The following is a 13,989-nucleotide window of genomic DNA, read 5'->3' on the forward strand; positions in this document are numbered from 1 at the left end:
TTTTCCGGGTAGGACAACCTCGGAAATGCGTTTCGCCGGGGTGCAAGGCGCCCCAAACTGGACTAATAGTCAGACTTTCCAATGATCCCAGAACCCGCACCCACGGTCCGAGAGCTTCTCGCCTTCTATCTGGAGGCCGGAGTCGATTGCACGCTCGCAGAGGAACCGATCGACCGCCTGGCGGAATTGGATGCTCCACCTGCGGCCCCGCGCGCCCCACCTCCGCTCGAGGCGCCACGGCCGGCCGCCGCGCCGGCGGTGTTGCGCGGCGAGGCTGCGCCCGCACCCGATATCGCGATCGCCTCGGCGCGCGAGGCCGCACGCACCGCGCCGACCTTGGAGGCGCTGCGCGAGCTGATGCAGGGCTTCGACGGCTGCGCGCTGAAGCACACAGCGACACGGTTGGTTTTCGCCGACGGTAATCCGCAGGCGCGCATCATGTTCGTCGGCGAGGCACCGGGCCGCGACGAGGACATCGAGGGGCTTCCCTTCGTCGGGCGCAGCGGCAAGCTGCTCGATTTGATGATCGGAGCCATAGGCCTCAACCGCACCACCGCGTACATTGCCAACGTGATCCCCTGGCGGCCGCCCGGCAACCGCACGCCGACGCCGCAGGAGACGCAAATCTGCCTGCCGTTCATCCAGCGCCAGATCGAGCTGGTGAATCCGGATGTGCTGGTGACGCTCGGCAATCCCTCGACGCAGACGCTGCTGTCGACCCGCGAAGGCATCATGCGCACCCGCGGCCGCTGGTTCGACTACGAGACGGGCGCGCGCACCATCCGCGCGCTGCCGACCTTCCACCCCGCCTATCTGTTGCGCTCGCCGTCGTACAAGCGGCTGGCCTGGCAGGATCTGCGCGCGATCGCGAAGGCGCTGGCGGGGGCGTGAGGAGCCGTACGACCCTTCCCCGTCATTGCGAGCGCAGCGAGGCAATCCAGAATCTTTCCGCGGACTCTGGATTGCGTCGTCGCAAGCGCTCCTCGCAATGACGAGGGAAAGGGCGAGCGACTAAGTCCCCTTCGGCCGCACGATGGCCCAGCCGATGCGCAGCAGTTGCTGGCGTCCGGTCACCAGCCATTCGAAGGCGCGCGGGACTTCCGGGACGATGCCGGGAAAGCGCGCGAGGATGTCCGGCGGCGGAGTGCCGCCGGTATCAGAGGCGCGCCAGACCACGACGCCGCCGGTCTCGCTGAACTTGGCCTGATTGATCCAAGGCGTCCGCGCGGGCTCGGCATCGATGAATAGATGCGGCCGGCCGGAATGCAGCGTGATCAGGCTCGCAAGCTGGGTCTCGCCGGCGACCGCGCGCAGGCGATGATTGGTGCGACGGGCAAAGCTCTCGTCGAAGAAGTCCGAAATCGCGCGCGCCGGCATCGAGGTCGCGATCTCGTTGGCACCGGTCCACGGCAGGAGCAGGACGGCGAGCACGACGCCGATTGCGGGCGCGATGACGGCGGCCGCCCAGACCATCCGCAGCATCCTCGCGCGGCGCATCGCGATGAGATCGCCGGCCCCCACGACCACGGCAAGCCCCGACAACACCAGCACGACGCCGGCGCCGCCGACGACGGCGTCGAGGCCCAGCAGGCCGGAGATCAGCACCGCGCCGAGTGGCGGCGCCAGCGCGAAGAAATAGACGAAGTTGCGCGCGAGCGGCTCGACCGGCGGGCGGTAGATGATCGGCGCCTCCTCGCTCTTGGGAACAAACAGGCCGGTGTTGAGGACCGTCAGCGCCGGGATCGCCGCCGCACCGAGCAGGAGCCCCCCGAGCAGCCAGGCCGCGTGCAGCGCGCGGGCATTGAGCTGGGCGACCTCAGGCAAGGCCGGCAGGACGAGCACCTCGGCGCGCATCAGCCAGACGGCATAGGGCAATGCCAGCACGGCGACGACCACCAGCGCAAACAGTGGGTCGAATGCGCGCAGCGTGCGGCGGCCGTCCGCGGTTGCGAGCGCGAAGACGACGATCAGCAGCAAGAAGAAGATCGCAGCCGGCGTCGTCAGCAGCAAGAGGCCCGCCTCGATCGACCAGGCGAACCAGGCATTGCCGCGGCGCTGTCCGATGATCTGCCAGGAATGCAGCAGCAGCAGCGCCCAGAGCGGCCGCGCCAGCACCAGGGGGCCGAAGTCGAGTGCGGGCGAGGAGAAGGCCAGCAGCGTCATGGTCAGCAGCACGGCCAGCACTGCCTGCTGGGGGCCGACCACCGCGCGGGACAGATGATAGAGCGCGATGAAGGTCGCGACCCCACAGAGCTCCGCCAGGACGTAGACGCCGAACACGTGGCCGCCGGCGGCGCGATAGGCGATGTCGGCGAGCCAGACCGGCAAGGGCGGGCCCAAATCAGTGCCGACCTGGTATTCGCGGCCGAACGCCAGCAGGGTCGCGAGGCTGCCGGGCGGGCTGCGATAAAACACCAGCGCCACGAGCAGCCACATCGCGGCCTGGAGCAGCACGGCGATCCAGACGATCAGCCGCGGCCGCGCGCGAATGAGCTCGATGACCAGGGAGGTAAACCGCATGCAACGTCCGAAAGATGCAGCCAACCCGTGAAGCCGGCCCTATTCGCTCACGACTATTTTGATAGAGGGCGCGGCGCGTCGTGGCAACCGAGTCTCGTCTAGAGATTTGCCGACGCGTCGACTTCCAGGCTCGTGTCCACCTGCAGCTCGATCTCGGTCACCGCAAACAGATCCTGTGCCGGCTCGACCGTCCAGGGCATGTGCTTGGCGCGGGCGGCGGCGACGGGGGCGAAGAAGCTGCGGTGGTGGACGGTGGGACCGAGGCGGTTGAGCGCGTCGAGGTGCTCGGGCACAGCGTAGCCCTTGTGCTGCTCGAAACCGTAGCCGGGACAGTCCTGAGCCAACGCGCACATCAGGCGGTCCCGCGTCACCTTGGCGATGATCGAGGCCGCTGCGATCGACAGGACGATGCCGTCGCCGCCGATCACGGCCTCGCAATCGCATTCCGTGTCGAGCCGGTCGCGGCCGTCTACGAAGACGTGCCGGGGCTGCTCGGGCAGCGCCACCACGGCGCGCTTCAGCGCCCACAGCGAGGCGCGCAGGATGTTGTCGCGGTCGATGCGGGAGCGCGAGGCGACGGCCACCGAGACCTGGGCGGTGGCGCAGATCTTGTCGAACAGCCTTTCGCGCTCCTCGGCCGTCAGGCGCTTGGAATCGTCGATGCCGCGCGGGATGCGGTCGGGATCGAGAATCACCGCCGCCGCCACCACAGGACCGGCCAGTGGCCCGCGGCCGGCCTCATCGCAGCCCGCCACCGGCCAGACGCCGCGCTTGATCAGCGCGCGCTCGCGGCGGAAGCTTGGGGCGACGACGATGGCGCTCTTGGTCCCGGCCAGCGCCTTGGCGATTTTTTTCGGCGCAGCTTTCTTGTTTTCAGGCGCAGCCTTCTTGGGCGCACCTTTGGCCGGCTTCTTGGCGGACTGATCCCGAATCATGGCGGGGATCGTGCGCAAGCGGCACGGCCTGCGCAACCGGGAACCTCGGACAATTCCCGCTATTCAAGATTCAAGTCAGCCGCCCTATTCCGCCAGATGCACCCGCCGGTCCTCGCCGACGTCGATGCCGGGTGCGACCACGACTTCCCATGGATGGCCATCAGGATCGGCGAAATAGCCGGAATAGCCGCCGTAATCGGTCTCATGCGCGGCCTTCAGCAGCGCGGCTCCCTTGCCGATGGCGAAAGCCAGCACCGCATCCACCTCCTCACGCGCGCGGCAGTTCCAAGCGAGCGTCATGCCGCGGAACGTCGATGGCCTCGGATGATCCGGCAATCTGGCGTCGACCGCGAGCTGGTCCCAGGGAAACAGCGCGAGCACCGGACCGCCGGTGTCATAGAACGCAACGGCCTCACCGGTCACCTTGAGCCGGCGCGAAAACCCGAGCGCGTCGTAAAAGGCAATGCTGGCGCGGATGTCATTCACGCCCAGCGTGATGACGGTGAGCCGCGGGATTGGAGCTGGCAGTTCCTGACTCATACGACGCCTCTCCCACTTCGTCCCTCAGAACAGGCTGAGCTGATCGCCGTTCCGCTTCGGCTTGGCAAAATGATCCGTCGTCAGCTTGGAGCGCCGCTTGTTCAGCCCGAGCCTGTCGCAGGCGATCTCGAAGCGGCGGCCGATGGTCCAGGCCATCGGACCGGTGCCCTTCATGCGCTCGCCCCATTTCGCGTCGTAGTCGCGGCCGCCGCGCATGTCGCGGATCAGCGTGAAGACGTGGCGATAGCGGTCCGGATAGTTCGCCATCAGCCATTCCCGAAAGAGATCGCGCACCTCGAGCGGCAACCGCAGCAACACGTAGGAGGCTTCCTTGACGCCGGCATGAGCGGCGGCGTCCAGGATGCGCTCGATCTCGGAATCGTTCAGCGCGGGGATGACGGGGGCGACCATGACGGTGGTCGGAATGCCGGCCTCGGAAAGCTGCTTCAGCGCCTCCAGCCGCTTCGGCGGCGTGGACGCCCGCGGCTCCATGGTGCGCGCCAATTTCGGATCGAGCGAGGTCACGGAGATCCCGACCTTGGCGAGGTTGCGCTTGGCCATGCGCGCGAGAATGTCGATGTCGCGGGTCACCAGCGCCGACTTGGTGACGATCCCGACGGGATGGCCGGCGCGCTCCAGCACCTCCAGAATGCCGCGCATGATTTTGCGCTCGCGTTCGATCGGCTGATAGGGATCGGTGTTGGTGCCGATCGCGATCATCCGCGGCTCGTAGCCCGGCGCTGCAAGCTCCTTCTCGAGCAGCGCCGGCGCCTCGGGCTTCACGAACAGCTTCGACTCGAAGTCGAGCCCCGGCGACAGGCCGAGATAGGCATGGGTCGGCCGCGCGAAGCAATAAACGCAGCCGTGCTCGCAGCCGCGGTAGGGATTGATCGAACGATCGAAGCCGATGTCGGGAGAATCGTTGCGGGTAATCACCTTGCGCGAGGTGTCGATCCCGACCGTGGTCTTGAACGGAGGCAGTTCTTCAAGGCTTTGCCAGCCATCGTCGAATGCGACGCGCGCCTCGGCCTCGAACCGGCCGCTGGCGTTGGACTGCGCGCCCCGGCCTCGCCTGCGCTGGCGGTCGATGGCGACCGCCAGCTCAGGGAAGTCAGAAGGCGCACCCGCCGGCTCGGAGGGCGCCGTGACCGGCGGGTGCTTGAGAGCATGAGAGGATGCTGGACTCATGAAGCCAAGATAGCACGCCAAAGGAACAAATCAAGAACACAAACGAAAAACGTGAAAACAACCCCATGCACAGTAGAGCTGCCCAAACTTCGCGCGCCCGCTTTTGACCTCACGCAACAGTGGCGTCACGGCGATCCCGTTTGATGCTGCCGAAGGATCGATCTCGCCGGAACTCGGTTGGTGACGATCCCGGGTGAAGGTCGGCAGGAACATGACAAATCAACAACAATTGGCCGCAGCGAGCAGCGACCTCGATCTGCTCGACCGCTACTGGCGCGCCGCGAACTATCTCTCCGTCGGGCAGATCTACCTGCTCGACAATCCGCTGCTGCGCGAGCCGTTACGGCCCGAGCACATCAAGCCGCGTTTGCTCGGCCATTGGGGCACGACGCCCGGGTTGAACTTCATTTACGCCCATCTCAACCGCGTCATCCGCGCGCTGGACCTGAGCGTGATCTATGTCTGCGGTCCCGGCCACGGCGGCCCCGGCATGGTCGCCAACACCTATCTCGAAGGCAGCTACAGCGAGATCTATCCCGATATCGCGCGCGATGCCGACGGATTGCGCAAGCTGTTCAGACAGTTCTCCTTCCCCGGCGGCATCCCGAGTCACGCGGCGCCGGAAACGCCCGGTTCGATCCACGAAGGCGGCGAGCTCGGCTACGCGCTGGTGCATGCCTATGGCGCGGCCTTCGACAATCCCGACCTGATCGTCGCCTGTGTCGTCGGCGACGGCGAGGCCGAGACCGGCCCGCTCGCGGCGTCCTGGCACTCCAACAAGTTCCTCAATCCCGCCCATGACGGTGCGGTGCTGCCGATCCTGCATCTCAACGGTTATAAGATTGCCAATCCGACCGTGCTCGGGCGGATGCGCGACGACGAGATCCGCAATCTGTTCCGCGGGCTCGGCCACGAGCCGCTGTTCGTCGAGGGCGACGATCCCAAGCCGATGCATCAGGCCATGGCGGACGCGCTGGATGTCGCGTTCGCCAGCATCCGGTCGATCCAGCAGCACGCCCGCGACGGCCGCAAGAGCATCGAACGCCCGCGCTGGCCGATGATCGTGCTGCGCAGCCCGAAGGGCTGGACCGGCCCCAAGGAAGTCGACGGCAAGAAGGTCGAAGGTTTTTGGCGGGCGCATCAGGTGCCGGTCGCGAACTGCCGCGAGAATCCGGCGCATCTGAAGATTCTCGAAGACTGGATGCGCAGCTACGAGCCGGAAAATCTGTTCGACGCCAACGGCGCTCTGATTGCCGAGCTCCAGGCGCTCGCGCCCGAAGGCAATCGCCGCATGGGCGGCAATCCGCACGCCAATGGCGGCCTTCTGAAGAAGGAGCTGAAGCTGCCGGACTTCCGCAGCTTCGCCGTCGAGGTAACTCAGCCGGGCGGCGTCGTGGCGGAGGCAACCCGCGAGCTCGGGAAATTCCTGCGCGACGTCATCCGCCTCAACGCCGAGGCCCGCAACTTCCGCATCATGGGTCCGGACGAGACCGCGTCAAACCGGCTCGATGCGGTGTTCGAGGCCACGGAACGCGTCTGGATGGAGCCGACAAAACCTTACGACGTGCATCTCGCCCAGGACGGACGCGTGATGGAAGTCCTGAGCGAGCATCTCTGCCAGGGCTGGTTAGAGGGCTATCTGCTCACGGGCCGGCACGGCTTCTTCTCCTGCTACGAGGCGTTCATCCACATCGTGGATTCCATGTTCAACCAGCACGCCAAATGGCTGAAGGTGACCCGGCATCTGCCGTGGCGGCGACCGATCGCCTCGCTCAACTATCTGCTCACCTCGCATGTCTGGCGTCAGGACCACAACGGCTTCAGCCATCAGGATCCCGGTTTCGTCGATCTCGTCGCCAACAAGAAGGCCGACATCGTCCGCATCTACTTCCCGCCGGACGCCAACACGCTGCTGTGGATCGCCGATCACTGCCTGCGCACCTATGACCGCGTCAACGTCATCGTCGCCGGCAAGCAGCCGGCGCCGCAATGGCTGTCGATGCAGGAGGCGGCCACGCATTGCGACGCCGGCATCGGCATCTGGAGCTGGGCCGGCACGGAAGACGCGAATGGCGAGCCCGATGTCGTGATGGCCTGCGCCGGCGACGTGCCGACACTGGAAACACTCGCCGCCGTCGACCTGCTGCGCAAGGCGCTGCCCGAGCTGAAGATCCGTGTCGTCAACGTTGTCGACCTCATGACGCTGCAACCCAGGGAGCAGCACCCGCACGGTTTGTCCGACCGCGACTTCGACGGCCTGTTCACGCGCGACAAGCCGGTGATCTTCGCCTATCACGGCTATCCCTATCTGATCCACCGGCTGACCTATAACCGCACCAACCACGCCGGCATGCACGTCCGCGGCTTTGCCGAGGAAGGCACCACGACGACGCCGTTCGACATGGTCGTGCTCAACGAGCTCGACCGCTATCACCTCGCGATCGAGGCGATCGAGCGCGTGCCGGGACTGGCCACCAAGGCGGCGCAGGTGAAGCAGCAATTCCGCGACAAGCTGATCGAGCATTCGCGCTATGTGCGCGAATACGGCGAGGACATGCCGGAAATCCAGGAATGGGTCTGGCAGAACAGCGCCGGCGGCAACACGCCGGCGCAGGCAGGCGACTGACAGCAGCCATGTCGAACACGGTACTGGTTTTCAACTCGGGATCGTCGAGCGTCAAATTCGGCTTGTTCGAGATCTCGGCGGCCGAGCCCACCCTGCTCTGCAAGGGCCTGCTCGACGAGCACGAGACGAAGCCGCGGCTCGTCGTGAAGGGCCCCGCGGGCGAGGACCTGTTCGAGAAACGGAGGAAAGCATCGGATGCGGACAGCGATCATCTGTTCGCCGACGTGCTCGGCTTCATCGAGGATCGTTTCGGGGACCATCGCTTGCGCGCTGTCGGCCACCGCGTCGTCCATGGCGGTCTAGACTATTCCGCTCCGGTCGAGCTGACGGACGATATCACCGCAAAGCTGGAAGCGCTGACGCCGCTGGCGCCGCTGCACCAGCCGCGCTGCCTGGCGCCAGTCCGCACCATCACGGCGATAAGGCCCGACCTGACGCAGATCGCCTGCTTCGACACCGCTTTCCACCACGGCATTGCGCCGCCCGCCAGCCGCTTCGCCATTCCGAGACGTTATGAAGAGCGCGGCGTTCGGCGCTACGGATTTCATGGCCTCTCGTTCGAATATGTCGCGGGACGGCTCGCCCGAATCGCGCCGCAACTCGTGGCGAAGCGCACTGTGATCGCGCATCTCGGCAACGGCGCGAGCCTGTGCGGCTTGCGCGACGGCCGCAGCATCGACACCACGATGGGACTGACGCCGCTCGACGGGCTGGTGATGGGCACGCGCTGCGGTAGGATCGACCCGGGCGTGTTGCTCTATCTGCAACAGCACGAGAAAATGTCGGTCGAAGATGTCCAGCACCTGCTCTATCACGAATCGGGCCTGCTCGGCGTCTCCCGCATCGCTTCGGATATGCGCACGCTGCTTGCGAGCAGCGAAGCTGCGGCACGGGAGGCGGTCGAGCTCTTCACCTTCCGCGCCGCGCAGGAGGTGGCGGCGATGGCGACAACGCTTGCCGGGCTGGACTGCCTGATCTTCACCGGCGGCATCGGCGAACACGCCGGGGAAATCCGCAGCGCGATCGGTGAGCGTCTCGACTGGCTCGGTGTGCGCATCGATGCCGCTGCGAATGAGGCGGCGCGCGAGCGCATCAACGATGGCGATAGCGCAGTCGATGTCTTCGTCATTCCAACGAATGAGGAACTGATGATCGCGCGGCATTGTGCGGCGGTGCTGCGGGCCGTCAGCTCGTGATCAACGGCGTACGTCGGCGTCGCTTCCCTTCGCCCGTTGCGGGAGAAGGTGGCGCGAAGCGCCGGATGAGGGGTTCTTTAGTCGCTCACGTATGCATGTGAGTATGCGGAGACATACCCCTCACCCCTGTAAGTTTGTGTCTCCTTGCGGGGCTGCCCTCTCCCGCAAGGGGGCGCGGGCGCAGTCACGAGCATCTCGCTCGCGGGGTAAATTGATCCAGCGGCCCGCGCGTTCTAATGCGTCCCCGACCAAATCTGGAAACACCCGATCGCGACCTCGATCACGATCAGCACCACCACGGCGATTTCGAGGCGGAGCGAGCGCTGGGTATCGATGATGTCGGTAAGTGCGTTGGCGGTCGCGGACACGGCGGCGAGCTTGCGCTCGAGCGTGTCCAGGCGCTCCTTCAGTTCGTACTCGTCTTCAAGGCGGGCATAGAGCCGGTCGAGTTCGGGTTTCTCCCAGAGCACGTCGGGTTTCTCGGCCACCGCAACACGGCCGGCGACGCGCTGCTGGACGAGAAGCGCATTGCCGATCAATTGCAAGATGCCCTTGCGCCGGGGCGGCGTGCGGCCCTGCTCGGCGAGCTTGCGCGCAAATGGCTCGATCACGTCGAAGACGGCGGCGACGCGGCGCTCGTCACGTGCGAGCGAAGTGCTCTTGGCAAGCGCGTCCGCGATCAGCAGCAGCCGGTCGTCGGAGAATTTGGCGAGACAGATCGGGCCGCCCGGCTGGATAGCCTCGGCGCTTTCGTCCTTGCAGAGTTGCGCATGCGCGATCTCCTCCTCGTAGGGGCTGAACTCGCCGATCACGCGGGGCTTCAGGCTGTCGATCAGCACTTTCTCCTCCGAAGGGAGGAGACCGATCAGCACCACGACGCCGTAGCGGAAGATGACCGCAAGGCCGGCATGGACGCGGAAGGCGGCCGGCATCGAGGAGACTGTCGCGCCCATTTCGAGTCCGGAGGGATTGATGCGTTCACCCAGCATCACGGCGCGGATCCGCAAGGTCGGCGCGCCGTCCGGCCTGGGAGATGTTGCCGGCGAGTTAACAGCAAGTTGATCGGCGTTCATTCAAAGCCTCGTCAGCAGCACCATTGCACGGTTTTTCCCGTTCTCCCGCTATCGCATCCTCCTCTTGCAGGATTTACGAACGGCCGGCGCGCCTCGCAATGTTGCGGTTCGTCTCCGGCCTAATACGGACAGGACAGGCTTGGGGCGACACATTCGGCAATATCGCCGACCCGTACGGGACACATTTGGATGCGACAGCTGCAGCGGTTTACCATCGTATACCCGAAGCGCGGCCGGAAAGTTGCTCGGCAGCGCCACATGTTTTATGACGCCCTCATAATGAGCTACGCTTCTCCCGAAGTGTGGACACTGAAGCCTCAATCATGCTGAGCGTCATCATTCCGACCGAAGGCGTCGAGCAGACGGCGGTCGCCACTCTGGCCGCGCTGGTACCCGGTGCCGCCGCAGGCATCATCCGGGAAGTGCTCCTGGTCGACGGCACCCGCAATGGCGTCATCGAGCGCGTTGCCGACGTCGCGGGCTGCCGTTTCATCGGCTTCGAAGGATCCACGCAAGGCGCCGCGCTCGCCGCCGGCGCACTCCAGGCCCGTTCGTCCTGGCTGATGTTCCTCCCTGCGGGCGCTGTGCTGGAAACCGGCTGGATCGAGGAAACCACCCAGTTCATTCAGTCCGTCTCGACCAGCGGCCGGGATCGTGCGGCCGTCTTCCGCTATGCCCGCTCGCCCTACGCCGATGCCGGCTTCCGCGATATTCTCTGGGCCCTGATGCGCAAGCTCGTCGGTCCCTTCGGCGATCAGGGACTTTTGATCGCGCGTGATCACTACGACCGCATCGGCGGCTACGCGCCCCAAGCCCGCCGCTCCGAGGCGCGGCTGCTGCGGCGGCTCGGCCGCTCGTCGCGGATCATGCTGCGCAGTCGGATCGTCATGGTCGGCTAACACTCTCGATACTTGCCAAAGTCAAATAATTGTTTGACAATGGCAAGTATCAAGGTGACCCATGTCATTTAACGGTACCGACGACCACATCGCAGCGGTCCGCGCCTTCAACCGCTTTTACACCCGCAAACTTGGCGTGCTCGACCAGCACCTTGGAAAGAGCCCGTTCTCGCTCAGCGAGGCCCGCGTGCTCTACGAGCTCGCACAACGGGACGACCTTGCCGCCAAGGAGATCGGCAACGAGCTTGGCCTCGACCCCGGCTATCTCAGCCGCATAGTCCAAAGCTTCGACGAAAAGGGCCTGATCACCCGCAGGCCCCTGCCCGCGGATCGCAGGCAATACCAGCTCAGCCTCACCGCCAAGGGTCGCCAGACCTTTGCCAAGCTGAACCTGAGCTCGCAAAATGAGGTCGCCGCAATGCTGGCTCAGCTTTCGGCCAGCGATGCAACGCGGCTCACGCAGGCTATGGCGACCATCGAGGCCGTGCTGGAGCGTCGAAGCCAGCCCGCGGCTTTCATGCTGCGCAGCCATCGCGTCGGCGACATGGGCTGGGTCATCTCCCGGCAGGCCGCCGCCTATGCGGCCGACTACAACTGGGATATCAGCTACGAGGCCCTGGTCGCCGAGATCTGCGCACAGTTCATCAAGAACTATGACGTCGCCCGCGAGCACTGCTGGATTGCGGAAGTGGGCGGCGAGCCGGTCGGCTCGATCTTTCTGGTCAAGGCTACGGACGAGATTGCCAAGCTGCGCCTGTTGCAGGTGGAAAAGAAGGCGCGGGGACTCGGTGTCGGCCGCGCGCTGGTCCAGCAATGTATCCAGGGTGCGCGCGAGAGGGGCTACAGCAAGATGACGCTGTGGACGCAAAGCATCCTGGTCGCCGCGCGTGGCATCTATCAAAGTGCAGGCTTCAAGCTCGTGAAGGAAGAGAAGCACCACAGCTTCGGTGTCGATCTGATCGGCGAGACCTGGGAGCGGGATCTCTGACTATTTCGCAACGAGCGAGATGCGCATGAATGCGCCCTCGTCCCTTGCGGGAGAGGGCAGCGACGCTGGTAGACACAAGCCCACTTGGGTGAGGGGTTTGCTTCGGCACATTCCGTGCCGATAGATACCCCTCATCCGGCGCCATAGCCGAAGCTTCGCTTCGGCGTTCTTTAAGAACGGCGGCCCAAGGCGGCCTATGCCACCTTCCCCCACAAGGGGGAAGGGAAGAATGGCGCGCCAACGCGGACCCCTACACCGTCGCGCCCTGGGCCTTCGGCCGACGCAGATGCTCGTCCAGCCGCGGCATGATCTCGACGAAATTGCAGGGACGCGTGCGGTAATCGAGCTGGGCTTTGAGGATGCCGTCCCAGCCGTCGCGGCAGGCACCGGGCGAACCTGGGAGGCAGAAGATGTAGGTTGCGCCCGCGACGCCGGCCGTGGCGCGGCTCTGGATCGTCGACGTGCCGATCTTGGCGTGGCTCAGCATGTGGAATGCGATCGAGAAACCGTCCATGCGCTTCTCGAACAAGGGCTCGATCGCCTCCGGCGTGACGTCGCGCCCGGTGAAGCCGGTGCCGCCGGTGGTGATGACGACGTCGACGCCTGCGTCCGCAATCCAGCGGCGGATGACGGTGCGGATCGCCTCGACGTCGTCGGTGACGATCTCGCGCGCGGCGAGATGATGGCCGGCCGCGGTGAGACGGTCGGCCAAGGTCTGGCCGGATTTGTCATCCGCGAGCACGCGCGTGTCGGACACGGTGAGCACTGCGATGTCGAGCGGGACGAATTGTTTTGTTTCGTCGATGGAGGTCATTGTACTTCCTCTCGTGTCCCGGACGCGATGCAGCGCGTCAGCGGTGCGTCGCAGAGCCGGGACCCATGCTCGTGAAGAGGCGCCGGCGTTATGGGCCCCGGCTCAGCAGCGCAGCGTTACATGCTGCGCTGCGTCCGGGGGCACGAAACCGTCAGCCTACTGTCCGCCACCAAACGTGTTGCAGGCCTGGACGGTGCCCTGCTGGTAGCCGGTCATGAACCACTGTTTGCGTTGCGCCGCCGAGCCGTGGGTGAAGGAATCGGGCACGACGCGGCCTGTGGACTGGCGCTGCAGCGTGTCGTCGCCGATCGCGCTCGCCGTGGTGAGTGCGGCGTCGATGTCGCCCGGCTCCAGGAAGTTCGGCCGCTTCTTCGCCTCGCGATTGACCCAGACACCGGACAGGCAGTCGGCCTGCAATTCGACCTTCACCTGGAGCGCATTCGACTCCGCCTTGCTGCCGGCCTGCTGCTGCAGGCGCGTCACGCGTGGAATGATGCCGAGCAGGTTCTGGATGTGATGGCCAGCCTCATGGGCGATGATGTAGGCGGTGGTGAAGTTACAAGCGGACTTGCCGGAGCAGCCGCGAAAACGCGTCTCGACCTCGCGGAAGAAACCGGTGTCGAGGAAGATGGTCTTGTCCGGCGGGCAATAGAACGGTCCCATCGCCGACTCGGCCCGGCCGCAACGCCCGCCATTGGTGACGTTGCGGAACAGCACGACCTTCGGACCGGTAAAGGACTGGCCCGAGGCCTGGAAGATCTCGCTCCAGCGATCGTCGATCTCGCCGAGGATGCCGGAGATCATGCTGCCCATCTCGTCGGTCGGCGCGCCGCGCTTGGCGTTGGACGACGACTGGCGATCGGTCTGGTAGGACGGCGCCTGGCCGCCGCCGGTGAGGATCTCGGCGCCGCCGATCAGGATGCGCGGATCGATGCCGAAGGCGTAGCCGACCAAGCCGAGCACGATGATGGTGCCGATCCCGAGCCCGCCGCCGCCCATGGGGAGGCCGAACCCGCCTCCTCCACCATCGTCGCGACGATCCTCGATGTCGTCGCTGCGGCGGAAATCATCGTAGCGCATGGCGGCTTCCCTCGGTCCTGGCTGGCATCAATTGGGCGCAAAGGCGGCAAAGCTCAACGCACCATGCACGTAAAATTTCCATTGCGTTAATCAATATCCCGCTCGGCAATTATTGCCTAGTGCGACAGCA

Annotated in this window: 12 protein-coding genes; 5 read left to right on the plus strand and 7 right to left on the minus strand. The window is 65.4% G+C overall.

What is annotated here, in order from left to right:
* The first annotated feature begins 81 nt into the window (after positions 1 to 81).
* Positions 82 to 891: a uracil-DNA glycosylase gene (locus ABIB80_RS10700; protein WP_007594976.1), complete on the plus strand. Its 810-nt coding sequence runs from the start codon at positions 82 to 84 to the stop codon at positions 889 to 891.
* Positions 892 to 1,011: 120 nt separating this feature from the next.
* Here ABIB80_RS10700 and ABIB80_RS10705 read toward each other — a convergent pair whose 3' ends face one another.
* From ABIB80_RS10705 to ABIB80_RS10720, 4 genes are all read right to left on the minus strand, one after another.
* Entirely contained in the window at positions 1,012 to 2,520 is a 1,509-nt protein-coding gene (locus tag ABIB80_RS10705) for a glycosyltransferase family 39 protein (RefSeq protein WP_354127371.1), read from the minus strand.
* 98 nt (positions 2,521 to 2,618) lie between these two features.
* Complete coding sequence (gene rnhB, locus ABIB80_RS10710) at positions 2,619 to 3,455, minus strand: ribonuclease HII (protein ID WP_354127372.1); 837 nt, start codon at positions 3,453 to 3,455, stop codon at positions 2,619 to 2,621.
* A gap of 84 nt (positions 3,456 to 3,539) precedes the next feature.
* Positions 3,540 to 3,995: a VOC family protein gene (locus tag ABIB80_RS10715; protein ID WP_007594979.1), complete on the minus strand. Its 456-nt coding sequence runs from the start codon at positions 3,993 to 3,995 to the stop codon at positions 3,540 to 3,542.
* A gap of 24 nt (positions 3,996 to 4,019) precedes the next feature.
* Positions 4,020 to 5,183 carry a PA0069 family radical SAM protein gene (locus ABIB80_RS10720; RefSeq protein WP_007594981.1) on the minus strand — a complete coding sequence of 388 codons (1,164 nt, stop codon included), beginning with the start codon at positions 5,181 to 5,183 and terminating at the stop codon, positions 4,020 to 4,022.
* Between the two features lie 211 nt (positions 5,184 to 5,394).
* Here ABIB80_RS10720 and ABIB80_RS10725 point away from each other — a divergent pair, with 211 nt between their 5' ends.
* Positions 5,395 to 7,809: a phosphoketolase family protein gene (locus ABIB80_RS10725; RefSeq protein WP_354127373.1), complete on the plus strand. Its 2,415-nt coding sequence runs from the start codon at positions 5,395 to 5,397 to the stop codon at positions 7,807 to 7,809.
* A gap of 8 nt (positions 7,810 to 7,817) precedes the next feature.
* Positions 7,818 to 9,005, plus strand: coding sequence for an acetate/propionate family kinase (locus ABIB80_RS10730; protein WP_354127374.1), 1,188 nt, complete (start codon positions 7,818 to 7,820; stop codon positions 9,003 to 9,005).
* 233 nt (positions 9,006 to 9,238) lie between these two features.
* On the opposite strand, the gene ABIB80_RS10735 is transcribed toward ABIB80_RS10730, so the two are convergent.
* A complete protein-coding gene (locus ABIB80_RS10735; RefSeq protein ID WP_007594984.1) occupies positions 9,239 to 10,078 on the minus strand; it encodes an RMD1 family protein in 840 nt (279 codons plus the stop codon).
* 323 nt (positions 10,079 to 10,401) lie between these two features.
* Between ABIB80_RS10735 and ABIB80_RS10740 the strand changes: the two genes are divergently transcribed.
* Both ABIB80_RS10740 and ABIB80_RS10745 read left to right on the plus strand, forming a co-directional pair.
* Complete coding sequence (locus ABIB80_RS10740; protein WP_007594985.1) at positions 10,402 to 10,977, plus strand: glycosyltransferase family protein; 576 nt, start codon at positions 10,402 to 10,404, stop codon at positions 10,975 to 10,977.
* A 61-nt stretch (positions 10,978 to 11,038) separates the two neighbouring features.
* The gene (locus ABIB80_RS10745) at positions 11,039 to 11,965 is read left to right on the plus strand and encodes a bifunctional helix-turn-helix transcriptional regulator/GNAT family N-acetyltransferase (RefSeq protein WP_354127375.1); all 927 of its coding nucleotides are present in this window, start codon (positions 11,039 to 11,041) and stop codon (positions 11,963 to 11,965) included.
* Between the two features lie 250 nt (positions 11,966 to 12,215).
* Here the strand turns inward: ABIB80_RS10745 and moaB are convergent, their stop codons facing one another.
* Together moaB and ypfJ are read right to left on the minus strand one after the other, a co-directional pair.
* Positions 12,216 to 12,779 carry a molybdenum cofactor biosynthesis protein B gene (gene moaB, locus ABIB80_RS10750; protein ID WP_354127376.1) on the minus strand — a complete coding sequence of 188 codons (564 nt, stop codon included), beginning with the start codon at positions 12,777 to 12,779 and terminating at the stop codon, positions 12,216 to 12,218.
* Positions 12,780 to 12,935: 156 nt separating this feature from the next.
* Entirely contained in the window at positions 12,936 to 13,859 is a 924-nt protein-coding gene (gene ypfJ / locus ABIB80_RS10755) for a KPN_02809 family neutral zinc metallopeptidase (RefSeq protein ID WP_354127377.1), read from the minus strand.
* Positions 13,860 to 13,989: the final 130 nt, after the last annotated feature.

The organism is Bradyrhizobium sp. i1.15.2, from assembly GCF_040548425.1.
Taxonomy (GTDB): Bacteria; Pseudomonadota; Alphaproteobacteria; order Rhizobiales; family Xanthobacteraceae; genus Bradyrhizobium; species Bradyrhizobium canariense.